Below are 23,923 nucleotides of genomic sequence, written 5' to 3' on the forward strand. Positions count from 1 at the left end.
AATCCAAGGCAGCATGGCGGACATGGAGCATGAAGACGTCACTGCGATCCGCCGATTCAACCGCTTTTACACCCAGACGATCGGTGCGCTCGACGCCCGGTTCCTGGGCACCGAGGCGAGCCTTCCCAAAGCACGTTTGCTGTTCGAAATCGCCACGCGCGAACCCGTTACCGCAACCGTGTTGCAGGATGCGCTCGGCATGGACGCAGGGTATCTCAGCCGCGTCGTCGCGCGGTTCGAGAAGCGCGGCTGGCTCATGCGCGAGCGGCGTGAGGACGATGCTCGCGCGCGCGACCTGCGGCTGACCGAAGCGGGGCGCGACGCCTTCGCCATCGTCGACCACCGCCAGAGCGACGCCGTCAACGATCTGCTCGGCACCGTGGAAGGTCAGGGGCGGCGCGATCTGGTCGAAGCGTTGACCCGAGCGCGGCTGCTGCTCGATCCTGCGTCGGGCGGACCGTTCGTGATCCGGCCGTTCCGCACGGGCGAGCCCGCGCTGATCGCTGCCCGCCAGTCGCTCCTCTATGCCGAGAGCCATGGCTGGGGTCGCGAATTGGAGGTGATCGAAAGCGAGGTGACGGCGGCCTTTCTGCGCGACTTTAACCCGACGCGCGAGCAATGCTGGGTCGCCGAGATCGACGGCGTGATGGCGGGCGCGGTGTTCGTCACCGATGAAGGGAACCATAACGCCCGACTACGGCTGCTCCATGTCGAGCCCTTCGCCCGCCGCCGGGGTATTGGCGATGCGCTGGTCGAATGCTGCGTGGGTTTCGCGCGGGAAACCGGCTACCGCTCACTGGTGCTGTGGACGCATACGGTGCTGGAGTCCGCGCGTCGCATCTATGCTGCGCACGGCTTCGTGTGTGTCGAGACGGCGATCCACGACCGGTTCGGTGTTCCGCTTCAGGGGGAAACGTGGCGGCTGGATCTGGCCGCATGAGCGGTGGCCTGACGATCCGCCTCGCGACCGAAGCCGACCTCGGGGCGCTTCGCGCACTGATGACGCTGTCGATCGATCGTGGCCAGGCGGCGGTGCTGACCCCGGCGCAGATCATGGCCAGCCGAGCAGTGATGGGGCTCGACACGCAACTGGTGATCGACGGCACCTATTTCGTCGTCGAGGATCATGGCGTGCCGGTCGGCTGCGGCGGATGGAGCCGGCGGGCGACGCTCTATGGCGGCGATCATAGCACCGACTTGCGCGACCCGGCGCTTCTGGATCCGGCAACGGACGCCGCGCGCATCCGCGCCATGTACACCCACCCGGATCACGTCCGGCGCGGGATCGGCCGGATGATCCTTGACCACTGCGAACAGGCGGCGCGGGCGGAAGGGTTCGCGGCGATCGAATTGATGGGGACGGCCGGCGGTGTGCCACTTTATGCGGCCTGCGGCTACGAGCCGATCGAACGCGCCGATGTGCGCGTCGAGGGCGTCGTCGTGCCGTTGACCCGGATGCGGAAGCGCCTGCGCACAATGGCGTAGCGGTGCGCTGGCCAGACATTTTGCAGCGGCATGTCACACCTGCCATCGCTGTCTCGTCATGGTGTCGGAACCAAGGAGACCGACCATGACACCCCGTATCCCAAACCCGCACGCGCTGGCCCCGGAAGCGACCAAGGCCATGATGGCGCTGGAACAGAGCTTCACGAAGAGCGGCATCGACCACAATCTTCTCGAACTGGTGAAATTCCGCGTGTCGCAGATCAACGGCTGCGCCTTCTGTCTGCACATGCACTCGACCGACCTGCGCCGTCATGGCGAAAGCGAGATGCGGCTCTACATGCTGACCGCGTGGCGGGAGTCGACGCTTTATTCGGATCGCGAGCGGGCGGCGCTCGGCTGGGCCGAGGCGTTGACGCTGCTGCCCGAGACAGGCGCACCCGATGCGGATTATGAGGCGTTGAAGGCGGCGTTTTCCGAGGCGGAGCAAGTCTGGCTGACCATGGCGATCGGTGCGATCAATACCTGGAACCGACTGCAAGTGTCGTTCCGCGTCGCGCATCCGGTTGACGATGCCTGACTCAACGCTGTTCGAGGCGGAGCGGCCGCGACTCGTCCGGTTGGCCTATCGCATGACCGGTTCGCTCGCCGAGGCGGAGGATCTGGTGCAGGACGCCTGGCTGCGCTGGTCGCGAGCGGAGGGCGCCAACGCGCCCGAAGCCTGGCTGACCCGGGTGGTCACGCGGCTCTGCCTGGATCACCTAAAGTCGGCGAGGGTGCGGCGGGAAACCTATGTCGGCGCGTGGCTGCCCGAGCCATTGCTCGGCGCGGTCGAGCCGGATGACCTCGCCGACGACCTGACCGTCACGCTGATGCTGGCGATGGAGCGTCTGTCCCCGCTCGAACGGGCGGCGTTCCTGCTGCACGACATATTCGACGTCGACTTGCCCGAGGTGGCGCGGACGCTGGACCGAGCGCCCGCCACCGTGCGGCAGCTCGCCTCACGCGCCCGGCGGCATGTCACCGAGGCGCGCGCCCGCTACCCGGTCAACGCGAAGGAGGCGGCGCGGATCACCAGCGCCTTCTTCACGGCGGCGCGGGACGGCGATGCCCGCGCGCTGTCGGACCTGCTGGCGGAGGATGTCGCGATCCATTCGGATGGCGGCGGCCGTGTCCTGGCGTTCCACAATGTCATCCGGGGAATGGCGAAAGCGCAGCGGCTGTTCACCGGGTTGCGGCGCAAATATCGCGATACGCCGCTCGAACTTCTCCGCTTCGTCACGATCGACGGGCTGCCCGGCTATGTCAGTCGCACGGGCGGTAGCGTGCTTCAGACGACCGCGCTCGACATCCGCGACGGCCGGATCGCGGCGATCTACATCGTTCGCAACCCGGACAAGCTCACCCGCGTGGCGGCGGCGCTGCGCTGACGATGGCCTGCTGGTCCAGCATGTCGGCGACCAGCGCGTCGACCGTCGACTCCGCCGCCGCGATCGAGGCGGCAAGCCGGTCGTCGCCGAACTCGTCATATTCGACCGCAATCGTGTCACTCTGCGTGATGCCAATATAACGCAGCGGCACCGTCAGCCCGGCTGTTTGATCCCACGGTTTGATGGTGCGATCCTTTCGTTGGAATGGAAGGAAGCCGTATGGGACAGGTACGTCATGGGTGCGCCACGACCACGCACGCCGTCCGAGCAGCAATACAGCGATCGCAAGCTTCGCTCGCGACGCTGAGCCGGGAACTCGGGATCAACCCGAAGACGGTCGCGAAGTGGCGTAAGAGGGCGACGGTCGAGGACCTGAAGACCGGGCCGAAGGCCCCTCGTTCAACGACCCTGACTGAAGCCGAGGAGGCAATGGTTGTGGCGTTCCGGCGCCACACGTTGCTGCCGCTCGACGACTGCCTCTACGCTCTGCAGCCGTCGATCCCGCACCTGACCCGGTCAGCGCTGCACCGATGCCTACAGCGGCATGGCATCTCCCGCCTGCCGGACATCGAAGGCGACAAGCCGAAGCGGCAGCGCTTCAAGCGCTACCCGATCGGCTTCTTCCACATCGATATTGCCGAGGTGCAGACCGCCGAAGGCAAACTGTACCTTTTCGTCGGCATCGACCGCACCAGCAAGTTCGCGGTCACCCAACTGGTTGAGAAGGCTGACAGGCGGACAGCCTGGGAGTTCCTGGAACACCTGCTGAAAGCCGTGCCTTACCGCGTTCACACGATCCTCACCGATAATGGCATCCAGTTCGCCGAGCAGCCGCGTAATCGCAACACCGCCTGGTCGCGCCAGATGCGCTTCGACATGATCTGCGACGCAAATGGCATCGAGCACCGACTCACGAAACCGAACCATCCATGGACCAACGGTCAGGTCGAGCGAATGAACCGCACCATCAAAGAGGCGACCGTCAAACGCTTCCACTACGAAAGCCACGACCAGTTGCGCACGCACCTCGCCGACTTCATGGCCGCCTACAACTTCGCCCGCCGGCTCAAGACGCTCAGCGGTCTCACGCCCTACGAATACATCGCCAAGATCTGGACGTCAGAGCCAGACCGGTTCATCGTCGACCCGATCCACCAAATGCCAGGACTAAACACCTAGCTCGCTTTCGCTTCAACCACGATCTTTCTGTCCGCATCTCGCCCGGCCTGAAGGAAGGCGGCAAGATCACGCAGCATAGCGCAAGTCTGCTGATGTTGCAGCCAAATGATGTCACGACGGAATACGTTCCAGTGGAGCAGAAGAAATGCCTCATGACAATCGCAATCGAGCCGGAACGCCTTGAATCCCCGTTCGGCATCCGGCTGTCCGATTACATAACCATGGCTGACAGTTCGGCAAGCGTGGCTATTAGCCACCATGCCATTCATCAAAATAGCGATCTGCGCCGCACGACCGCCGAAATCTTCGCAAATAATCTGTCCGGCCGTTTGCGCTCCGCGTATCTCGCAGCAAAAGCGCAGGAATTATTGGCCCTTACCCTGCACAGCCTGAGCGAGGCAACGCAGGAATTGCGCCAACAACTGACAGAGCGCGACGTTCTGGCGATACAACACGCTCGATCCATCATCGAATCATCGATCACCGATGTTCCGGATGTCGCCCTGCTCAGCCGCACGGTCGGCGTAAACAGAACAAAGCTTTTCTACGGGTTCAAGCGGCTTTATGGCATGTCAGTAACCCATTATGCCAAAGATTTCAAAATGAACCGGGCACGGCGAATGCTCGCCGGCACGAATTTAAGGGTCTCCGAAATCACACAAGCCCTCGGCTATGAACATTCAGCAAATTTCTCGACACAGTTCAAAAGTCGCTTCAATTGCTCGCCGCGAAATTTTCGCGCGCAAGTCAAAGCCATGTAGTTTTAGCTTACTTATATAATAATCATCATTCGACCATTCGCTGGCGCCGTAGTACTTCAGCTTAGACCGCTTCGATCATCAGTCGAATATTCGGCGGATTACCGGAATTCCCAGCAGCGGCAGCGTGGCACCATTGCCGATCCACGACAGCGGTGCATTAGTCCCAACCCAGCAGGCCTCCTGCGTCCAGCGAAGGTCAAGATCGATCAGACCGGTCGCAACATCGCGGCAACGGGTCCGCCCCAAATTCTGCGTATTGGCCGGATCATAGAGCCGATCGATAGACCCGGCACCCGGCCGCACGCCGCCTCGCCGCAAAGAAAAACTCGGCCAACCGCAAGGCTGGCCGAGTTCTTCCGTCACGATCGCACACGGCGGCGTCAGGCGCCGCCGCGCGCTCGCATCTTACAGCATCGCGCGTGCGTAATTGCCGCTCCGCCGACGCGAGCGGGCGGTGTAGCCGATCACGCCGAAGCCGGCCATCAGCATCATCCAGGTCGCGGGCTCGGGAACCGCGGCAGTGCTCGCGGTCTGGAAACGGAACCCCGACGGGTTGATGTTGGCGTTCTGTCCCGGCGAATTGTTCGAGATCACGAACGTCAGGGTGTTCAGCCCCGCGGCCAGCCCCGAGACGCTGCCCGACGAGAACGAGCGGTAAGAGTTCGACAGCGTCGCACCGACCTCGACGCCGTTCAGAAGCACACGCGACAGCTTGTCGTCGGCAGCGAAGTCGAAGTTCAGCACGTCGTCGGCCGCTGCGCTGAAGGTGTTGCTGTACGAGAACCAACCGGGGCTGCTCGCCGCATTCGCCGAGGTCGACACCCACTTCGACATGCTGTCACCGACGAGCCAGCCCTTGACGCTCGAGGCCACCACGACGGCGGTCTTGGCACCGTCGGTCGAAAGCGCCTGCGCGTCGCTCGGGCTGTTCAGCGTGTCGCCCAGGAAGTTGACCGTCCAGTTCGAATCGACGCCGGTGTTCCCGATCGTCGGCATCGCCAGCGCGGGCGCTGCGACGAACGATGCCGCCGCCGCGATAGTCAAAACGAGTGAACGCATACTCTATCCTCCAAAATCACTCCGCATAACTCCCGATTCCGGGTTGCAGCACCGCCGGGATAGATCGTTAATCGCAGAATAGGGACGACTTTCTTCGTTCCACATTGAGATATCAAAAGCATGGAACCAACCGCTGCCCTCCCGGTTATTGCACCCCCTCGCCCTACGTCGCATCGCATCTTCGATCGTCCGCCGGGCTTTCTGTAAGTGCGGTTGAGCGTTCGAAGCGCACGATAAAAACCTGACATCGTCGATCAGGATGCGCTCGCGTGGCGGCATGGGAAACGCAGATGTCGCGGCACTGCAACGGCTCGATCGTTTTTGCATATCGACAGTCGGCGCGCTGGATGCGGGTTTCTCGGAACCGCGACAACGTTGCTCGACGCGCGACTGCTGTTCGATATCGCCGCCCGCGAACCCGTCACCTTCGTTCGACAACGCTCTGGAGTGCGATGACATCATGTCGGAGGCGAGACGTCATTGCGAGCGCAGCGAAGCAATCCAGGGCGTCCTGATCCGGCGCTGGATTGCTTCGCTACGCTCGCAATGACGAACTTCTTCGCGTCACCCGGTTCATTCCCGCACGCCCGCCATCGGCTCGTCATCTCCCGCCGCCGCCTTCGCCTGCTTCTGCGCAAGACGCTTCGCCCGTCGTTCTGCAGCCGCATCGGCGGTGACCTCCTCGGCCAGCCCGATCCCGAGCCCCAGAAAGACGAAGATCAAATGCTGCACGGGGTACATGACGAACGCCCACTCATACTTCAGGTGCAGCCCGACCATCAGCAGCGACATGCCGATCCCCAGCAAATATTCGCCGCGCTTGTCCTTGCGGTTCCGGAACGCGGTCCGAAGGATCTTCACGATCCCGCTTCCGATGAAAAGGACCAGCAGGATCGCACTCACCATCCCGGTTTCGGCGGTGACGAGCAGGTAGCTGTCATGCACGTTCGTCGAGCGGCTGCCCGAGGTCGCGTTGACGCCGGCGCGCGTCGCGTAATTGCCGATATTGCTGATGACGACGTAGCAATTGGCGCCGACCCCGGCCGGATAGTCCTTGATCATCATCCAGGCGGCTTGCTTGAACGCGGCGCGCTCGGCATTGCTGCTCTCGACATTGTTCGAATGCGCCCGCTTGCTGATCGTCGCGATCCCGATCGGCGTGACCACCACCGCCGCCAGGGTCGCCAGCGCGAAGATCTGCCGCTTCTGCGGCGTCCAGCGCCAGATGCTCGAGATCACCAGCAACGCCCCCATCCCGGCGGCACCGAAGGCGAGCGTCGCGCGCGAGGCGGTCAGCACGTCGATCGCGAGCGCCATGACCGGCCCGAGCTTCGCATACCAGCCACGCGTCTTGGCGAGCGCCAGCGACAGCGCGGGAATACCGACGAGGTTGGTCACCAGGCCGAGCAGGTTCTGCGCACCCATCGTCCCGCTCGCCTGCAACACGCCCGAGAAATGCTGTTGCAGCGCAAAGGCGAGCTGGATGCACAGCGCCACCACACCGCCGGCGACGATCGCCTTGAAGGCGTTCGGATTGCTCGACAAGCGGCGCGCGGCGAGCAGCAGGATCAGCATCCGGACGAGCTGTGCCGCGAAGCCAAGCGCCGCCAATTTGTCGATCGCCCAGCTCGCGCTCACCGCGACGATGGCGATATAGGCGATGAACAGCCATATCCAGGGCACGCGCTTCTTGCGACGCGGCGTCGCGACGAGCACCGCGATCGCCAGTGCATCGACGATCGAAACCTCGATCCCCTTCGTATGCCCCGGCCAATAGGGAAACGACACCGGCGCGACATAGAGGTGAAGCGGCGCGAGCAGGAACGGCAGCGCGCCCAGCGCGAACATGATCGCCGGCTGGTAACGAGGCTGGCGGGCGTATGTCGCGAACAGCGGGCAGAGGCCCACCAGGAGCAAGAGAAAACCCATTTCAAGGCGACGCGTCTCCAGCATTCGACAGGCGCCGCGGCGTGACGACCACGTTGTCGTCGCCATCTTCCGGCACCATGGAGTGGCCGATACAGGCCCGAAAGCCCGATACAACCGAAAACTCCACCGCCGCCTTCATGCGGAGGAAGGCCAGAATATCCCGTTAATAGAAAGCAGAGCGGCCAGCCGCCCTTTTGGCGTCATTGCGCGTCATGCGACGACCGATCGGCACGGACGGGGTGGATGGCACACCCCGTCCGCGAAAGGCATCAGATCACGCCGGCCTTCATCTGCTTGATCGCATGGTCGGCGGCGCGCGCGGTCATCGCCATGAAGGTCAGCGACGGGTTGACGCACGACACCGACGCCATCTGCGCACCATCGGTGACGAACAGGTTCGGCGCATCGTGCGCCTGGTTCCACCCGTTCAGCACCGAGGTGTTCGGATCACGCCCCATGCGCGCGCCGCCCATTTCGTGGATGGCCTCGCCCGGAACATGCTTGCCGCGCCCACCGGTGACGTTGACCAGCCCGGCGCGGCGCAGCATCAGCTGCCCCTGCTCCAGCGCGTCGTCCATCATCTTGATTTCGTTGTCGCGGAACGTCACGTCGAAGCGCAGCAGCGGGGTCCCGAAGCGATCCTGCTTGTTGAAGTTCAGCATGACGCGATTGTCGTCATAGGGCAGGCATTCGCCGAAAGCGCCCATCGAGAACTTCCACGGGCCATATTCGCGCATCCCGTGCTTCATGTCGGCGCCGAACCCATCGACCATCGCCGGCTGGCGGAACGCCTGCCCCTGATAGCCATAGCCACGCTTGAACGGCAGCTCTTCGGTCTTGAGATTGCGGAAGCGCGGCACATAGACGCCGCCCGGCCGCCGGCCATATTCGATCAGCTCGGTCATGCCGGGAATTTCGCCCTGCACGCCGACGCGGAAGATATGGTCCATCACCGCGCTGCCCAACGCGCCGTTCGAGTGGAACCAGCTGCGCTCGCTGTCCTTCGGGCGCGAGTTGAGCAGGATGTGCAGCGAGCTCATCGCCGACGCACACAGGAACACCATCCGCGCCTGCACCACCTCCGCACGCCCGGTCTTGGCGTCGACCATGCGAACGCCGGTGACGCGCTTCTTCGCCGGATCGTACTCGAGGTTGGTGACCCACGTATCCGAACGCAGCGTCAGCCGTCCGGTCGCGCGCGCCGCCGGCAGCGTCACCGCCTGCGTCGAGAAATACGCGCCGAAGCTGCACCCGTGGCTGCACTGAGACCGCTTCTGGCAGCGCGTACGGTTCTGCTCGGGCTTGTCCTCGGTGATGTTGCTGAGCCGCGCGTTGATCAGCTTGCGGCCCGGGAACTCGCCTTCCAGTCGCCCCTTCAGCCATTTCTCCGCGACGTTCATCGGGAACGGCGGCATGAACTCGCTGTCGGGCAGATAGTCGAGGTTCTCCTTGCCCCCGGACACGCCGATATATTTCTCGACATAGCTGTACCACGGCGCGACGTCGTCATAGCGGATCGGCCAGTCGACCCCCACGCCCTCGCGCTTGTTCGCCTCGTAATCGGTCGGCGCCCAGCGGAAGCTCCACCGCCCCCACGTCAGCGATTTGCCACCGACCACCGACGGGCGCACCCAGTTGAACTTGTTCGGCGCGTCGTAGTCGTAGGGGTTGAGGCGATCGTTGATGAAGAACGGTTGCGTGCTGGGCGACACCCAGCCGTTGAGCGCGAAATAATCGCGCTTGGCGAGCGCGGCGGGCATCTTGTCGCGCGCCGGGATCTCATAGGCGGGCTTGCCGTCGAAAGGATAATCCTCGCCATGTTCGACCATCCGGCCACGGTCGACCATCAGGACGCGCAGGCCCTTTTCGGTAAGCTCCTTCGCCGCCCAGCCGCCGCTGATGCCGGAGCCGATGACGATTGCGTCGAAACGATCTGTAGCTGCCATGATCTATATGCCCGCCTTAGGGAGGTTCGGGAGGAGGTGCGCCCACCCAGGTGGACGCCGTGTCGGTCAGGCCGAGAAGATGCGCTTGACCTTCGCATAGGGGTAAGCGCCGTCATATTCGCCGGGCACCGGCAGATACTCGCGCTCCTGCGTGATCCCGACCTCGGACGTAAAATAGCCGGTGATCACCAGCTGCTTGAACGCCGGGAAGAACTCCGTCGCGCCCGGCAGCTTGTCGTTCATGGCGAGCGTCAGTAACGCATCCTGCTGCGCCGCGGTCGCCTTGACCGCCGGGACGCGGTAGTCCGCCATGCTGCGCGCGTCGATCGCCGCCAGGCCGCCGAAGATCGTCGCCCGCTCGTCGTCGATCGCCCAGTCGCCGAGCATATGCTCGATATAGGCGGGCACGCCCGCGGTGATCGCGCCCGGCGTGTCGGTGGTCGGCATCACCCGCTCGCTGAGCGCCGCGACCAGCGCCCGCTGCGCAGCGGTGAAGACCGGTGCGGGCGGCCCGGTGTTGATGACGGGATCGGGCTTATAGGCGACCGCGCGCGCGAGCGGGGCAAAGGCGCTCGCCCCGAACGCCGCAACCATCGCGGCCAGCGTCTCGCGACGGCCGATCATCGCGACGCCTCGCGCCCGCGACATGCGTGAGCCTGGCTCATAAACATCCCCACCCGTTGATTTTGTTAGCGCAATCTTTCCACGCTCCGGCCGCCTAGTCAATGCGGCGAACGTCTGAGCCAGATCAGCCACATGCCCGCCATTAACCTTATTTCAGCAAGCATTTGTCATTGACGAGCTACACCCGGCTCGTTCGCGAGCGCTACATCTCGTCATGCCGCTCGCGTCCGGGCGGCTTCTTATTCAATCCGGGAAGGAGGTTCTTGATGACGACACGCGGCCTATCGGCATGGTTCGGCCTAGGTTCCAGCCTTCTGGCGATCCTCGTCGCCGTCGAGCGCCCACACTGGTTCGGCCTCGCCGCTGCCGCCCCGACGGTCGCGACGACGCAAACCGCAGCGCCCGCCGGCGTCACCGCGCGCTCCGCGCCGTGGCTCATCAAGCGCGACGGCGCGGCGCAGCGCTGACCGGGCACGCCGGTCGCCACGCCGCGCCAGTCTTCCGCTACTCGCCGCCAGCCGCGCGCTGCTGCGCGGCACGCTCGGTGAGCGTCTTCAGCGTTTCGTCGAATCGCCCTTCCCGCTCGGCCTGACGCAGGAACTGCACCTCGTCGACGAGGATCTCGCGCGGGGTCGGCTGTTGCAGGAACTGCGCGGTGACCGCATCGGCGAACGCTTCCAGCGGCATGTAGCCCGGGCGATGCGCCTGCCCTGGCGTCAGATCGGTCTGCACCCCCGGCGGTGCCAGCTCGATCACCTCGACCTTCCCCGCCAATTGCGTCCGCAGCGACACCGTATACGAGTGGATCGCCGCCTTGGTCGCCGAATAGGTCGGCGCGGCGACCAGCGGAACATACGCCAGCCCCGAGGTAACCGTCACGATCGCGGCATCAGGCTGCGCGATCAGATGATCCGTCAGCGCATTGGTCAGGCGGATCGGCCCGAGAATGTTGATCTCCACCGTCGCCTCGGCATCCCGCAGGTCACGACGCGCCGTCAGGTCCTCGAACTTCATGATCCCGGCGTTGTTGAACAGCACGTTCAGCTTCGGGAAGTCCGCAACGATCGCCTCCGCGAACGCCTCGACTCCCGCCGCATCCTCGACGTCCAGCGTCCGCACGTGGAGACGCTCGCGCCCCGCAGCGGCCTTCTCGAGTGCGTCGCGCCGCCGCCCGGCGATGATGACGGTATCGCCGCGGTCGTGGAAGCGGTGCGCCAGCGCCTCGCCGATACCGCTGCCGCCGCCCGTCATCAGGATCGTATTGCCACTGGTCTTCATCGTTGCTCGCTCCGCCTCCGCCGGCGCGCCTCGCGACCAGCGCGCATCATAACGTCATGATGATATTGCTTGTTTCCACGGCCGACGCGGCTCGTCGCGTCCTGAACCCGGATCGACCGCCGCACCGCAAGCCCGGCGGGACGCTTCCTTGATCGGGATCACCAAGCTAGATCGCGCGTTAACCTTCCCCGAACATTAATGGACTCCATGACCGATCCTTCCCCGACCATGGCCGACGATCTTCCGCCGGGGCTTGGCTTCCTGGCCGGTGGCGGTGCGGCGACGAAGTTGATCCTCGCGCGCGACTGGCGTGATCACCCGCTCGGGCCACCGCAGACATGGCCATCGGCGTTCAAGACCGCGCTCAGCCTGCTGCTCAACTCGCCCGAATCGATGATCCTGTGCTGGGACGCGGACGAGCTGTTCTTCTTCTTCAACGAAACCTATTTCCCGCTGCTCGGGCCCCGGCTCGACTGGGCGATGGGCACGCCGATGCGCGAGGTCTGGGCGGATGCCTGGGAACAGGCACGCCCGATCGTCGATGACGCCTTCGCGGGCCGCAGCCAGCGGTTCGTTGACCTGCCGTGGAAACTCGCCACCGATCGCGGCGCGGCGGATACGTGGTGGAGCTTCTCCTATTCGCGCGTCCTCGACGATCTCGGCGCAAGGGTCGGGCTGTTCATCTTCACCAACGAGACGACGCAGCGCGTGCTGGCGGACCGCGCGCTTACCGAAAGCCGCGCCGAACTGGTGCGGCTCAACGCCGATCTCGCCCGACAGGTCGCGGAGCGCACCGCCGAGCGCGACCGGATGTGGAACGCCTCCCCCGATCTGATGGTCGTGGTCGCGCCTGACGGACGCTATCGCTCGGTCAACCCGGCCTGGACCGACATCCTCGGCTATGCCCCCGGAGAGTTGATCGGGATCGACGCGCTGGCGCTGGTCCATCCCGACGACCTGACCAGCGCCGTGGTTGCGCTGGCCGCCGCGCAGAGCGGCACGATGCCGACCTTCGAGACCCGGTTCCGCCACCGCGATGGCAGCTATCGCTGGCTGCAATGGGTCGCGGCACCCGGTGAAACCGAGGTGTTCGCGATCGGCCGCCACGTCACCGACGCAAAGGAAGCGGCGGACCAGCTAAGGCGCACCACGGAGCAGCTCAGCCAGGCGCAGAAGATGGAGGCGATCGGGCAGCTGACGGGCGGGGTCGCGCACGATTTCAACAATCTGCTGACGATCATTCGCGGATCGGTCGAGCTGTTGCGCCGCCCCGATCTGTCGCCGGAAAAGCGCGATCGCTATGTCGAGGCGATCAGCGACACCGCAACGCGCGCCGCCAAGCTGACCGGGCAATTGCTCGCCTTCGCCCGCCGACAGGCGTTGACCCCCGAGTTGCTCGACATCGGCGCCGCGGTCGCTGAGATCGCCGAGATGGTGCAGACGCTGATCGGCGCGAGCGTCACCTTGCATGTCGATGCGCCGTCGACCCCCTGCCTCGCCGAGGTCGATCGCAGCCAGTTCGAAACCGCTCTGGTCAATCTCGCGATCAATGCGCGCGATGCGATGGACGGACAGGGTACGCTGCGGATCATCGTATCGCCCGCCACGGAGATCCCCTCGCTGCGCGGGCATCACGGGATCAGCGGTGAATTCCTGTCGGTAACGGTGATCGACGACGGTGCAGGCATCGCCCCCGACGCGCTCCCGCATATCTTCGAACCATTCTTCACCACCAAGGAGGTCGGCCGGGGCACCGGGCTCGGGCTGAGCCAGGTGATCGGCTTCGCCAAGCAATCCGGCGGTGACATCAGCGTCGCCAGCGAATCCGGCCACGGCACCAGCTTCACCCTCTATCTGCCCCGCGTCAGCGAGGGCCGCGCCGCCGCCAGCCGGATCGAGGACGACGGCCCCGCCGACGGTCAGGGCGCCTATGTGCTGCTGATCGAGGACAATGACGAGGTCGGGCAATTCGCCACCGCCGCGCTCAACGAACTCGGCTATCGCAGCCTGCTCGCCACCAACGCGATCGATGCGCTGGCGCTGCTCGAAACCGACGCCGCGCGCTTCGATATCGTCTTCTCCGACGTCGTGATGCCGGGGATGAACGGCGTCGAATGCGCGACCCGCATCCGCGAGTCCTACCCAACGCTGCCTATCGTGCTGACCAGCGGCTATGCGCATGTGCTCGCCGAGAATTGGCAGCATGGCTTCGAGCTGCTCCACAAGCCGTATTCGATCGAACAATTGTCACGCGTGCTGCGCGGCGCCGTCGCACGCAGCGCGCGTTTGCGAGGCCGGTAAGGAACCCTTGCCGTCACCTCGCGTCTCGCACTGAGCGAAGGAGACGGCGTGGGCGAGACGGAAGAAAAGAGTTGGCGCGACAATATCGTGCTGTTTGGCGCACTCGCCGCCAACCTCGGGATCGCAGTGGCCAAGTTCGTCGCGGCGGCGATCACCGGCTCGTCGTCGATGCTGACCGAGGGGGTGCACTCGGTCGTTGACAGCGGCAATCAGGTGCTGCTGCTCTACGGACAGCGTCGCGCGCGCCGTCCCGCCGATGCCGCCCACCCGTTCGGCTACGGCCGTGAGCTATATTTCTGGGCGTTCGTCGTCGCGATCCTGATCTTCGCGATCGGCGCGGGCGTGTCGGTCTACGAGGGCTATCTCCACGTCATCGAGCCTGAGCCGCTGACCGACCCGCTCGTCAACTATATCGTGCTCGGCATCGCGACGCTGATGGAAGGCGCATCCTGGACGATCGCGATGCGCGAGTTCAACCAGACGCGTGGCGAGATGGGCTGGTGGCAGGCGATCCACGAGTCCAAGGATCCCGCCGGGTTCATGGTGCTGTTCGAGGATAGCGCGGCGCTGATCGGGCTGGTGGTGGCGGCGATCGGCGTGTGGTGCAGCCATTATCTCAACGACCCGCGGCTCGACGGCGTCGCCTCGATCGTGATCGGCGCGATCCTCGCGGCGGTGGCGGTGCTGCTGGCGCGCGAGGCCAAGGGTCTGCTGATCGGCGAGCGTGCCGATCCGGCGGTGATCGCCCGCGCGCGCGCGATCGTCGCGGCGCATCCGGAAATCGCCGCGGTCAACCATGTCCGCACGGTGCATACCGCGCCCGAGATGGTCTTCGCGGCGATCAGCGCCGATTTCCACGACGACCTGTCGATGGGCGATGCCGAAACGCTGATCGAGACGATCGAAACCGAGCTGCGCACCGCCTTGCCGCAACTCAAGTCGATCTACATCCGCCCGGAAAAGCAAGCGGACGCGGTAACGTTCTAACCTCCCCACCCTTCAGCGGTGGAGCAGTGTCTCACCGAGACCGATGCCCCACCCCCGAGGGGAAGGGCCGCAGCTTCGCCTTGGCGTGCGATCCATCAAAGCTGACGTGTACCCCGGCGAAGGCCGGGGCCCAGTTGGGGGACGCTGCTGATCCGCATCGCGCTACGTTTCCTCCGCCTTCGCCGGGGTACGAAGACGGATCGTTCAAGGCAGCTGGATCAAACGCTAAGACACGATGGGATGTCATCGCTCCAACCCGATATATGTAACGCTAGGAAGATCTACCCCTCTTTCACCCCCGGCGATCCACCCCGCCGAGCCGCCGCAAACAACCGCGCGAACGCCGCCTCATCGATCACGCCGACCACGAGCAAGGATCCGGCAAGATAGCCCGGCGTCCCCGGCAGCACGATCGACGCCGCCTCCGCCGCGTGCCGCGTGAGCTGCGCGTCGATCTCCGCCCCGTGCGCCGTCAGATCGGCCTCGACGCGCGTCCAGTCGCCGCCCGCCTCGACCACAGCGCCGCGCAGCTGCGCCGTGTCGAGCCTTCCCGCCTCGGTCATCAGGATGTGATGCAGCCGCGGATAAATCCCCTGCCGCGCAGCGCAAAGCGCCACCCGCGCCGCGCGGACCGACGGCGCACCGAAGATCGGCCAGTCCTTGAACAACAGCCGCACATCGCCATCCCCGGCGACGGCGGCGTTGAGCGCGGCGAAACCGTGGCGACACGCCGGGCAGCGATAATCGCTGAACACCGCGAGCGACAGCGAAGCCCCCGCCGGCCCGATCGCCGGCGCGAACGGATCGTCGAGGATCCCGGCCACTGCACCCGAGGCACGCACGTCGCGCCCGACCGGCGCGGTATCCGACAACACGCGTCCGATCGCCCAGCCGCCGACACCCGCCGCGCCGAGCGTCAGCAGCGCGCGCCGATCGATGCGCGGTCGATGATGTGGGGCAGGCTCCATGCAAGGGAATGGTCGCGCAACCGGCGATCCCGAACAAGCCCCCGCCAAGCGACACGATTACCGTGTCACCCCGACTCCATAGAAATCGAGCGCGTGGCCGCCGAAAATGCCTTCAGCCGCTTCGGGACAATGCCGCGCGACATAGGATGCGATCACGTCATGCACCGCGCTATACTCGGCGGCGAGCAGGCACACCGGCCAGTCCGATCCCCACATCACCCGCTCCGGCCCGAAGACGGCGAAGACATGGTCGAGGTAGCGTTCCAGATCGTCCGCGCTCCAGCGCGCATGATCGGCCTCGGTCACCAGCCCCGACACCTTGCACATCACCCCTGCGCAGTTCGCTACGTCCGCCAGCCGCTCTGCCCACGGCTGCCATCCGCCCGACGCGATCGCGGGCTTGGCGGCATGGTCGAGCACGAAGCGCCCCTCCCCGACCCGGTCGAGGAACGCCGGCACGGTCGCGAGCTGCCGATGGTCGACGAGCAGATCGTAAGTGAGCCCGTGCGATGCGACAGCCCGCACCCCGCGAACGAAGGCGTCGCCCAACAGGAAGTCGGCATCGGGCTCATCCTGTACGACATGGCGGTAACCGACCAGCAACGGCGCGCCGTCCGCCACCAACCGTTCGGCGATATCGTCGGCGCGCAGGTCGACCCAGCCGACCACTCCGACGATTGCGGCACAGCGTGCCGCCGCATCGAGCAACATCCGCGTTTCTTCGGGCACCTGCCGCGCCTGCACTGCGATTGCGCCTGCTATTTTACGCGAGGCGAGCGCACCGGTGAGCGCATCCGTGTCGAAATCGCGCGCGATCGCGCTACCGGGATCGATCCAGCCGAACGCCGCCGGATCGTAGCGCCACAGGTGATGATGCGCGTCGATGCGCGGCGTCTGGGTCATCGCCTGTCCTTCAGTCCGCCAGATGATGCCCGAGCGTCAATGAGATACGCCCCGCCGCCGCCTGCAACAGCCCGTCGACCGCATCCAGCTTCACCCGCTGCGACCCGTCGATCAGTTCCAGATACGGTACCGTCAACGCCCCCACGATCTCGCCACTGAACGCGAACACCGGGTAACTGACGTCGGTAACACCCTGAGTTATTGGGCTTTGCCGACGATCGAACCCTTGCCGCCGCACGATCGCAAGACGTTCCTCAAGCCACTCCATGTCGACCGGCGTGCCCTGCGCCGCCGCCGCCTCCGCGACGATCCGCTGCACGCGTTGCGGCGAGGAGAACGCGAGCAACACCTGTCCCGAACAGCTACGGATCATGTCGATCGCCGCACCCAGCCGCAGTGAAAAGCCCCGCATTCCAGGGTTTTCCTCGCGGGCGATCACCAGGCCATAGCCGCCGTTCGGCACGACGAAATGGCACGATTGCTCGGTCTCGGCGGCGAGTTGCTGCATCTCCGGGGTCGCCGCACGCGTCAGATGCTGCGCCGGGGTCGCGCGATAGGCGAGATCGAGGATCTTGTACGACACCGTGTAGCGGTCGTTGACCGGCGAGCGCTGCAGATAGCCGATCTGCTCCATCACGACGACGATCCGGAACAGCTCGCCCACGGAGCGACCGAGCGCCGCCGCCATGTCGGTGACCAATGCGCCCTGTGGATAGGCGGAGAGCAGATCGAGGATTTCGAACGCTTTTTCCAGCGCGGGCGCCGCGTAGGTGGTCTGTTTCGGCCGCGCCTCCCCTTCGATGTCGGCCTGTTTGCGCGCGCGTGCCACCGGCGTCAGACCCGTACGCGGGCGCGGACCGCATAGGTCAGCACCACAAGGAAACACGCCGCCGGCACCAGCATCGCCGCCGCGATCCCCGCCCGATCCGAGACGAAGCCGATCACCCCAGTCAGCACCGCGCCGCCGATGATCGCCATGATGATGAGCGACGAACCGAGCCGGCGCAGCGGCCCGAGCGTTTCCACCCCGAGCGCGAAGATCGTCGGAAACTGGATCGACATGAAGAAGCTGGTGGCCACGAGCGCATAAAGCCCGACCGTCCCACCGATCAATGCCGCAACGCTCGCCAGCCCGGCAGAGATCAGCGCGAAGATCGCCAGCAGGCGCGCGGGCGCGATCCACGCCATCAACGTCGTGCCGACGAACCGCCCGCCTGCGAACAACAGCAGCGAAATGAACAGCATGTCCGCGCCCTGCCGCTCGTTCCAGCCGAGCGCCCCCTGCGCGTAGCGGATCGTGTAGCTCCACAATCCGACCTGCGCGCCGACGTAGAAGAATTGCGCGATCACCGCGCCGATCAGTCGTGGATGGTGCAGCAGGTCGGCGAAGCGCTGCGTCTTCGCTTCCGCCGGCACGTCGCGCACCGCGGTGTTGCGCGGAAACGCCGTCAACGCGGCGGCGAAGGCGAACAGCAACACGATCGCCGCGATCGCCAGATACGGCGTCGCGACCGCCTGTACCTCGTTGCGATAGAAGGCTTCGCGCGCAGCGGCGTTCATGCCGGCGAGCGTCGCCTCGTCATGCTCGATCCCCGACAGGATGAAGTTGCGACCGATCAGGATGCCGGTGATCGCGCCGAACGGATTGGCGGCCTGCGCCCAATTGAGCCGTCGCGTCGCGGTCGCGGGATCGCCCAATTCGGTCATCAGCGGATTGGCGGAGGTCTCCAGGAACGCCAGCCCCGCGGCGATCACGAACAAGGCGAACAGGAACAGCTGATAGGCACTGATCGCCGCAGCCGGATAGAAGAGCAGCGCGCCAAGGCCATAAAGCAGCAAGCCGGTGACGATCGCCGCCTTGTAGCCGAAACGCCGCAACACGATCGACGCCGGGATCGCAAACACGAAATAGCCGAGGTAGAACACCTGCTGCACGAAGCTGGTGCCGAAATCCGACAGGGTGAACGCCTTCTTGAACTGCGCGATCAGGATGTCGTTGAGATTGTTCGCCATCCCCCACAGGAAGAACAGCGAGGTGGTGATGACGAGCGCCGGCAGCCAGCGCCGCGCGCCGCCCGTTTCGCGCATATCCTCCGCGCGGGGATGATCCTCCAGCGGAGGGGAGCCTTGCCACGCCATTGCCGTCATCCTCTTTTCGCTGAGCCGGGTCGTCGCGCCCGCGCTTCGTCAGAACGTCACGATCGCCTTGAGAACATGGTCCGCCTCCGCAATCAACTGCGGCATTCGCACGGGCAGATCGTCGGCTTCGACGCTATGCGTGTGGAGCGCGTCGGTCGGGATGTCACCACTACGAATTGCGGCGAGCACCCGCGCGAAGTCGCTCGCCAGCGCGTTGCGGCTGGCGATCAGCGTCGTCTCGCGGCGGTGGAACTCGGGATCGGCAAAGATCAGATCGTCGGGCACGACGCTGACCAGCACGTAACTGCCGCCATTCGCGACATATCCGAGCCCGGCGCGCATCGCATGGATGTTGCCGGTCGCATCGAACACACAATCGAAAAAGTCGCCGTCGGTGCGTTCCGCCAGCGCTTCGCGGATCCCGCCATCGACCGTCACGACATCGTCAAACCCCAGCCGCTCGCGCGCATGGTCGAGCCGCGACGAACGCGTATCGATGATCGTTACCCGCGCGCCATCGAGCCGCGCGAACAATGACACCGCGACGCCGATCGGCCCCGCCCCCGCCACCAGCACGCGGTCGCCAGCGGACAGCTTCGCGCGCGCCACGGCGTGAGCGCCGATCGCGAGAAATTCGACCATCGCCGCCTGTTCGAGCGTCAGGTCGTCCGCTGGGATCACTGCGCGTTCGGGCACCGCGATGACATCCTGCATTCCGCCATCGGTGTGGACGCCGAGCACCGCGATCCGCGTGCAGCAATTGGGTTTCCCCTTGCGGCACGCCACGCACGTACCGCACGATAGATACGGGTTGATCGTCACACGCTGCCCGATGCGCAACGCCGATCCATCCGGCACCGCCGCGATCTCACCGGCCAGTTCATGCCCCATGACGCGCGGATAGGAGAGGAACGGCTGATTGCCCGCGAAGATATGATAATCGGTGCCGCACAGTCCGACGCGCCGCATCCGGATCAGCACCTCGCCTGCCGCCGCGATCGGTGCATCGCGCTCGACGCGTTCCAGCGCAAATGGCTCGCGGCACACTATCGCGCGCATCACTGAGTTCCTCTTCCTAGCCTGCTTTCATATATGAGACCTTGTTTCCCGATAGGCAACATGAAGATCGCGGCGTGCCGATATCGCTCCTCGATCCGAGGATCCGCTTCGTCGTCCTACTCCGACAGAAAGCAGGCTGCCGGATCAAGTCAGGACGACGCAGCTGACTGACGCTCCGGCTTATGCCATCCGCTCGCGCACCACCTGTTCCAGCACGGTCAATGGCATCGCGCCGAGCGTCAGCACGCGGTGGAACTCCTTGGGATCCCACTTCGCCCCCGCCTTGCGCTTCGCCTCGTCGCGCAGCCGCGTCCAGACGGTGTGGCCGATCTTGTAGCTGCACGCCTGCCCCGGCCAAACCGTATAGCGATCGATCTCGCCCTGGCTGCGACCGCGCGCGATCCCGGTGGTGGCGATCAGATAATCGGTCGCCTTCTCCCGGCTCCAGCGCTTGGCGTGCATCCCCGAATCGACCACCAGCCGGGTCGCGCGGAACAGCAAAGATTGCAGGTAACCGACCTGCCCGAGCGGATCGCCGTCATACATTCCCATCTCGTCGGCGAGCTGCTCCGAATAGAGCGCCCATCCCTCCGAATAGCCCGAATAGAAGCCGCGCCGCCGGATTAGCGGAATGTCCTGGCTCTCCAGCGCCGACATCACCTGCAGATGATGCCCCGGCACCCCTTCGTGATAGCTGAGCGTCGCCAGCCCGAACTTCGGCCGGTCGAACGTGTCGCGCAGGTTGATGAAATAGATCGCCGGCCGCGATCCGTCGAGCGACGCCGACTGATAATAGCCGCCCGGCGCGCCGGCCTGGATCGCCTCGGGCACGCGGCGCACCTCGACCGGCGCACGCGGCAGGATCGCGAATTGCTCGGGCAGCCGCTTCGTCATCGCCGCGACCTGCGCACGCAGTTGTTCGAGCAGCGCCTCGCGCCCCGGATCGGTGTTCGGATAAAGCTGATCCGGACGCTTGTTGAGCGCCACAAGCCGCTCGCCGACCGTGCCCTGCGTCATGCCCTGCTTGCGCAGGATGCCATCGATCCGCGCGCCGATCTCCGCGACCTGCGCGAGCCCGAGCCGGTGGATGTCGTCGCCGGTCATATCGGTGGTGGTCGCCGCGCTCGCCGCTGCGGCATAATAGCCCTCGCCACCCGGAAGGCGCCACACGCCGGCATCGTGTACCGCACGCCCGCGCAACTCCGTTACCAACGCCCGTTGACGGTCGAGCGCGGGAAAGACGCGCTCGGTCATCAGCTTCGTCACCGCTGCGGCACGATCGGCAGGCAGGTTCGCCGCCTTCAGCTTGGCGGCGAGGTCGGTCGCCGGTCCGGTCGCATCGGCGGCCTTGTCGCGCACCGCCGCGAGTTGCTTGAGTGTCGTATCGAGGATGTAGTCGGGCGCGAACACGCCCTTGCCCGCGTCGGCCCGCTGGCGCTCGGTCTCGGCGTCGATCACCGGCCCCCAGGCGGTGACACGCGCGACATAGGCATCGGCATCGGCGGCGTCGCGCACGCGGTGCTGATTGGCGAGGAAGTCGGGCACATCGCGATACGCGCCGGTCAACTGCGTCAGCACATAGGGCGCGTACCGTCCCGCGCTTGCGCCGAAGTCGTAACGCTCGCCTGCCAGCATCCGGTCGAGGCTATAGGCGACGATATCGTAATCGAGCCGCGCGGCATCGCCGAGCGTGTCGCGCGGGATTGCCTGCAACGCCGCGCGTTCGGCGCGAGCGCGTGCGAAGTCGCGCAATTCCCCGGCGCGGCTCGCATCCGATAGCCGCGACTTCAGCGCGGCGCGCGTACCCGTATCGAGCCCCAGCGACGTCGCCTGCTCCGGGCTCTGGTCGAGCCGCGCATAGAAGAAACGGTCGAGCAACGCGCGAAGCTCGGCATCGCGCGGCCCGGTCTTCGCGGCGGCAGCCGCGGCACGGGGCAAGGTGGCGAGCGCCGCCGCGGCGCTGGCGGAGGCGAGGAACTGGCGACGACGCATGCGGACTCTCGGTCTTGTTATGGCAGCCAGACTGACGTTCGCACCCGACTTTGTCGAGCGCAGCCAGCCGCTTGACCGGCAATCCGCATTTTTCGGGTCACGAAGGGCGACAAAGCCCGCCCGGCCTGCGTAAAGTCGAGGCATGGCGATTGGACTGCACAACGAAGGCTTCTCGGACGCGTTGGTGGTGCTGGGTGCGGCAGGGCTGGTGATCCCGGCGTTCGCACGGTTCCGGATCAGCCCGGTGATCGGCTTCATCCTCGTCGGCGCGCTGGTCGGCCCCGCCGGGCTCGGCGCGCTCGTGCCGCGTGCGCCATGGCTTTATTATTTCACGATTTCCGACCCGGACTCGATCGAGCCGTTCGCCGAATTCGGGATCGTGCTGCTGCTGTTTTCGATCGGACTAGAACTCTCGTTCCGACGATTATGGGCGATGCGGCAATTGGTGTTCGGCACCGGACCAGCGGCGCTGGTCGGCTCAGCGGCGCTGGTTGGGGTCGCGCTGCACCTGATGGGGCAAAGCTGGGGCGGATCGGCGGGGCTCGGCCTCGCGCTCGCATTGTCGTCGACCGCGCTGGTGCTGCCATTGGTCGGGACCACCAGCCCGGTCGGGCGCGGCGCGTTCGCGATCCTGCTGTTTCAGGACCTCGCGCTCGTGCCGATCATCTTCGCGCTGGGTGCGATGGCGCCGACCGCCAGCGACGAAGGCTGGGTCGGCATCGCCGGGGTGGCGTTGCGCGGCGGGCTGACCGTGGTCGCGATGTACGTCGGCGGCCGGCTCGTGCTGCCCCGCTTGTTTGCGCAGGCGGCGCGCACCAAAAGCCCCGAACTCTTCCTTGCCGCCTCGCTGCTGGTGGTGATCGTCGCCAGCGTCGCGACCACCGCGGCGGGGCTGTCGCCGATCGTCGGCGCGTTGCTGGCGGGGCTGCTGATCGCCGAAACCGAATATCATAGCGAGGTCGAGGTGATGACCGCGCCGTTCAAGGGCCTCGCGCTCGGCGTGTTCCTCATCACCGTCGGCATGAGCCTCGATCTCGGCGCGATCGCGCGCAACTGGATGCCGCTGCTCGCGGCGGTGCTCGGCGTGGTCGCGGTCAAGGCGGTGGTCACTTATCTGCTCTTGCGCGTCGCCAATGCACGTCCGGGGATCGCGGCGGAGACAGGGATGCTGATGGGTAGCCCGTCGGAGACGACGCTGATCGTGCTCGCCACCGCGGCGCAGGCGCAGCTCATCACGGCCGCTACCGCCAGCTTCTGGCAGACCGTCACCGCGATTGGGCTGACGATCACGCCGCTGCTCGCGCTGCTCGGCCGCGTGATCGCGCGGCGTATCGAGAAGCGCGACGGCGCGCGCCCCGATACGCTCGACCATACCGAGGGCCAGCGGGCGGTGGTGTTCGGCTTCGGCCGTGTCGGGCGGATGGTCGCGGACATGCTGGCGCGCCACGAGCAGCACTATGTCGCGGTCGAGGCCGACATCGATGCGGTGACGCAGGCGCGCGCGGGCGGCTATCCGATCATCTTCGGCGATGTCGCGCGCGGCGAACTGCTGGAGCGGCTCGACCTGTCGAACGCGCGTGTGCTGATCCTGACGATGGACGATCCGGTGCTGACGGTGCGGCTGACCAAGCGGTTGCGCGCCGCTTTCCCGGAACTGCCGATCATCGCCCGTGCGCGCGATACGGCTCATGCCGCCGAACTCTACAAGGCCGGGGTGACCGATGCGGTGCCCGAAACGCTCGAAAGCTCGCTGCAATTGTCAGAGGCGGTGCTCGTCGACCTAGGCGTCGCGATGGGTCCGGTGATCGCCTCGATCCACGAGAAACGCGAGGAACTGCGTGAGACGATCCGCCGCACCGCGATGCTCGAGCGGCAGCCGCGCATCAGGCGCATCCGGCGCAGCGATGAAATCCGACCCGCTTGAG

General features: G+C 65.6%; 24 protein-coding genes. 10 read left to right on the forward strand and 14 right to left on the reverse strand.

Features of this window, described 5'->3' with window-relative positions:
* The first annotated feature begins 22 nt into the window (after nt 1-22).
* The 4 genes from QP166_RS08475 (at nt 23) to QP166_RS08490 (ending at nt 2,873) form a co-directional block, all read left to right on the forward strand.
* Entirely contained in the window at nt 23-940 is a 918-nt protein-coding gene (locus QP166_RS08475; RefSeq protein WP_333917300.1) for a bifunctional helix-turn-helix transcriptional regulator/GNAT family N-acetyltransferase, read from the forward strand.
* Nucleotides 937-1,485 carry a GNAT family N-acetyltransferase gene (locus tag QP166_RS08480; RefSeq protein WP_333915514.1) on the forward strand — a complete coding sequence of 183 codons (549 nt, stop codon included), beginning with the start codon at nt 937-939 and terminating at the stop codon, nt 1,483-1,485. Before QP166_RS08475 ends, QP166_RS08480 begins: the two co-directional genes overlap by 4 nt.
* An 85-nt stretch (nt 1,486-1,570) precedes the next feature.
* On the forward strand, nt 1,571-2,023 hold the full coding sequence (locus QP166_RS08485; protein ID WP_333915515.1) for a carboxymuconolactone decarboxylase family protein: 453 nt from the start codon (nt 1,571-1,573) through the stop codon (nt 2,021-2,023).
* Entirely contained in the window at nt 2,016-2,873 is an 858-nt protein-coding gene (locus tag QP166_RS08490; protein ID WP_333915516.1) for a sigma-70 family RNA polymerase sigma factor, read from the forward strand. The genes QP166_RS08485 and QP166_RS08490 overlap by 8 nt, the downstream gene beginning before the upstream one ends.
* Here the strand turns inward: QP166_RS08490 and QP166_RS08495 are convergent.
* Nucleotides 2,845-3,024 carry a hypothetical protein gene (locus tag QP166_RS08495; RefSeq protein WP_333915517.1) on the reverse strand — a complete coding sequence of 60 codons (180 nt, stop codon included), beginning with the start codon at nt 3,022-3,024 and terminating at the stop codon, nt 2,845-2,847. The two genes, QP166_RS08490 and QP166_RS08495, sit on opposite strands and share 29 nt — an antisense overlap.
* A gap of 68 nt (nt 3,025-3,092) precedes the next feature.
* On the opposite strand from QP166_RS08495, the gene QP166_RS08500 reads away from it, so the two are divergent.
* Complete coding sequence (locus QP166_RS08500; RefSeq protein ID WP_333914047.1) at nt 3,093-4,052, forward strand: IS481 family transposase; 960 nt, start codon at nt 3,093-3,095, stop codon at nt 4,050-4,052.
* A 152-nt stretch (nt 4,053-4,204) separates the two neighbouring features.
* Nucleotides 4,205-4,813, forward strand: coding sequence for a helix-turn-helix domain-containing protein (locus tag QP166_RS08505; protein WP_333915518.1), 609 nt, complete (start codon nt 4,205-4,207; stop codon nt 4,811-4,813).
* A 78-nt stretch (nt 4,814-4,891) separates the two neighbouring features.
* Here QP166_RS08505 and QP166_RS08510 read toward each other — a convergent pair whose 3' ends face one another.
* The 6 genes from QP166_RS08510 to QP166_RS08535 all read right to left on the reverse strand — a co-directional run bounded on the left by QP166_RS08510 (nt 4,892) and on the right by QP166_RS08535 (nt 10,395).
* On the reverse strand, nt 4,892-5,176 hold the full coding sequence (locus tag QP166_RS08510) for a hypothetical protein (RefSeq protein ID WP_333915519.1): 285 nt from the start codon (nt 5,174-5,176) through the stop codon (nt 4,892-4,894).
* A 42-nt stretch (nt 5,177-5,218) separates the two neighbouring features.
* Nucleotides 5,219-5,872: a PEPxxWA-CTERM sorting domain-containing protein gene (locus QP166_RS08515; protein ID WP_333915520.1), complete on the reverse strand. Its 654-nt coding sequence runs from the start codon at nt 5,870-5,872 to the stop codon at nt 5,219-5,221.
* A gap of 573 nt (nt 5,873-6,445) precedes the next feature.
* On the reverse strand, nt 6,446-7,780 hold the full coding sequence (locus QP166_RS08520) for an O-antigen ligase family protein (RefSeq protein ID WP_333917301.1): 1,335 nt from the start codon (nt 7,778-7,780) through the stop codon (nt 6,446-6,448).
* A 22-nt stretch (nt 7,781-7,802) separates the two neighbouring features.
* The gene (locus QP166_RS08525; RefSeq protein WP_333915521.1) at nt 7,803-7,940 is read right to left on the reverse strand and encodes a hypothetical protein; all 138 of its coding nucleotides are present in this window, start codon (nt 7,938-7,940) and stop codon (nt 7,803-7,805) included.
* A gap of 130 nt (nt 7,941-8,070) precedes the next feature.
* Nucleotides 8,071-9,747: a GMC family oxidoreductase gene (locus QP166_RS08530; protein WP_333915522.1), complete on the reverse strand. Its 1,677-nt coding sequence runs from the start codon at nt 9,745-9,747 to the stop codon at nt 8,071-8,073.
* A gap of 66 nt (nt 9,748-9,813) precedes the next feature.
* A complete protein-coding gene (locus QP166_RS08535; RefSeq protein WP_333915523.1) occupies nt 9,814-10,395 on the reverse strand; it encodes a gluconate 2-dehydrogenase subunit 3 family protein in 582 nt (193 codons plus the stop codon).
* Between the two features lie 242 nt (nt 10,396-10,637).
* On the opposite strand from QP166_RS08535, the gene QP166_RS08540 reads away from it, so the two are divergent.
* Nucleotides 10,638-10,838, forward strand: coding sequence for a hypothetical protein (locus QP166_RS08540; RefSeq protein WP_333915524.1), 201 nt, complete (start codon nt 10,638-10,640; stop codon nt 10,836-10,838).
* A 37-nt stretch (nt 10,839-10,875) separates the two neighbouring features.
* On the opposite strand, the gene QP166_RS08545 is transcribed toward QP166_RS08540, so the two are convergent.
* Nucleotides 10,876-11,649 carry an SDR family oxidoreductase gene (locus QP166_RS08545; protein WP_333915525.1) on the reverse strand — a complete coding sequence of 258 codons (774 nt, stop codon included), beginning with the start codon at nt 11,647-11,649 and terminating at the stop codon, nt 10,876-10,878.
* A 207-nt stretch (nt 11,650-11,856) separates the two neighbouring features.
* On the opposite strand from QP166_RS08545, the gene QP166_RS08550 reads away from it, so the two are divergent.
* Both QP166_RS08550 and QP166_RS08555 read left to right on the forward strand, forming a co-directional pair.
* Nucleotides 11,857-13,950, forward strand: a complete 2,094-nt coding sequence (locus QP166_RS08550) for a hybrid sensor histidine kinase/response regulator (protein WP_333915526.1) — start codon at nt 11,857-11,859, stop codon at nt 13,948-13,950.
* A gap of 48 nt (nt 13,951-13,998) precedes the next feature.
* Nucleotides 13,999-14,937, forward strand: a complete 939-nt coding sequence (locus QP166_RS08555) for a cation diffusion facilitator family transporter (protein ID WP_333915527.1) — start codon at nt 13,999-14,001, stop codon at nt 14,935-14,937.
* A 281-nt stretch (nt 14,938-15,218) separates the two neighbouring features.
* Here the strand turns inward: QP166_RS08555 and QP166_RS08560 are convergent, their stop codons facing one another.
* The 6 genes from QP166_RS08560 to QP166_RS08585 all read right to left on the reverse strand — a co-directional run bounded on the left by QP166_RS08560 (nt 15,219) and on the right by QP166_RS08585 (nt 21,998).
* Nucleotides 15,219-15,905, reverse strand: coding sequence for a DsbA family protein (locus QP166_RS08560; RefSeq protein ID WP_333915528.1), 687 nt, complete (start codon nt 15,903-15,905; stop codon nt 15,219-15,221).
* Between the two features lie 57 nt (nt 15,906-15,962).
* Nucleotides 15,963-16,808 (reverse strand): amidohydrolase family protein, encoded by an 846-nt coding sequence (locus QP166_RS08565; protein WP_333915529.1) that lies wholly within the window; start codon nt 16,806-16,808, stop codon nt 15,963-15,965.
* A gap of 10 nt (nt 16,809-16,818) precedes the next feature.
* Entirely contained in the window at nt 16,819-17,637 is an 819-nt protein-coding gene (locus QP166_RS08570; RefSeq protein WP_333915530.1) for an IclR family transcriptional regulator, read from the reverse strand.
* Between the two features lie 5 nt (nt 17,638-17,642).
* On the reverse strand, nt 17,643-18,896 hold the full coding sequence (gene fucP, locus QP166_RS08575) for an L-fucose:H+ symporter permease (protein WP_443027248.1): 1,254 nt from the start codon (nt 18,894-18,896) through the stop codon (nt 17,643-17,645).
* A gap of 99 nt (nt 18,897-18,995) precedes the next feature.
* Nucleotides 18,996-20,006, reverse strand: a complete 1,011-nt coding sequence (locus QP166_RS08580) for a zinc-binding alcohol dehydrogenase family protein (protein WP_333915532.1) — start codon at nt 20,004-20,006, stop codon at nt 18,996-18,998.
* 180 nt (nt 20,007-20,186) lie between these two features.
* Entirely contained in the window at nt 20,187-21,998 is a 1,812-nt protein-coding gene (locus tag QP166_RS08585) for a DUF885 domain-containing protein (protein ID WP_333915533.1), read from the reverse strand.
* A gap of 142 nt (nt 21,999-22,140) precedes the next feature.
* On the opposite strand from QP166_RS08585, the gene QP166_RS08590 reads away from it, so the two are divergent.
* Complete coding sequence (locus QP166_RS08590) at nt 22,141-23,922, forward strand: cation:proton antiporter domain-containing protein (RefSeq protein ID WP_333915534.1); 1,782 nt, start codon at nt 22,141-22,143, stop codon at nt 23,920-23,922.
* Nucleotide 23,923 lies beyond the last annotated feature (1 nt).

Source organism: Sphingomonas sp. LR60, assembly GCF_036855935.1.
In the GTDB taxonomy this organism is placed as follows: Bacteria; Pseudomonadota; Alphaproteobacteria; order Sphingomonadales; family Sphingomonadaceae; genus Sphingomonas.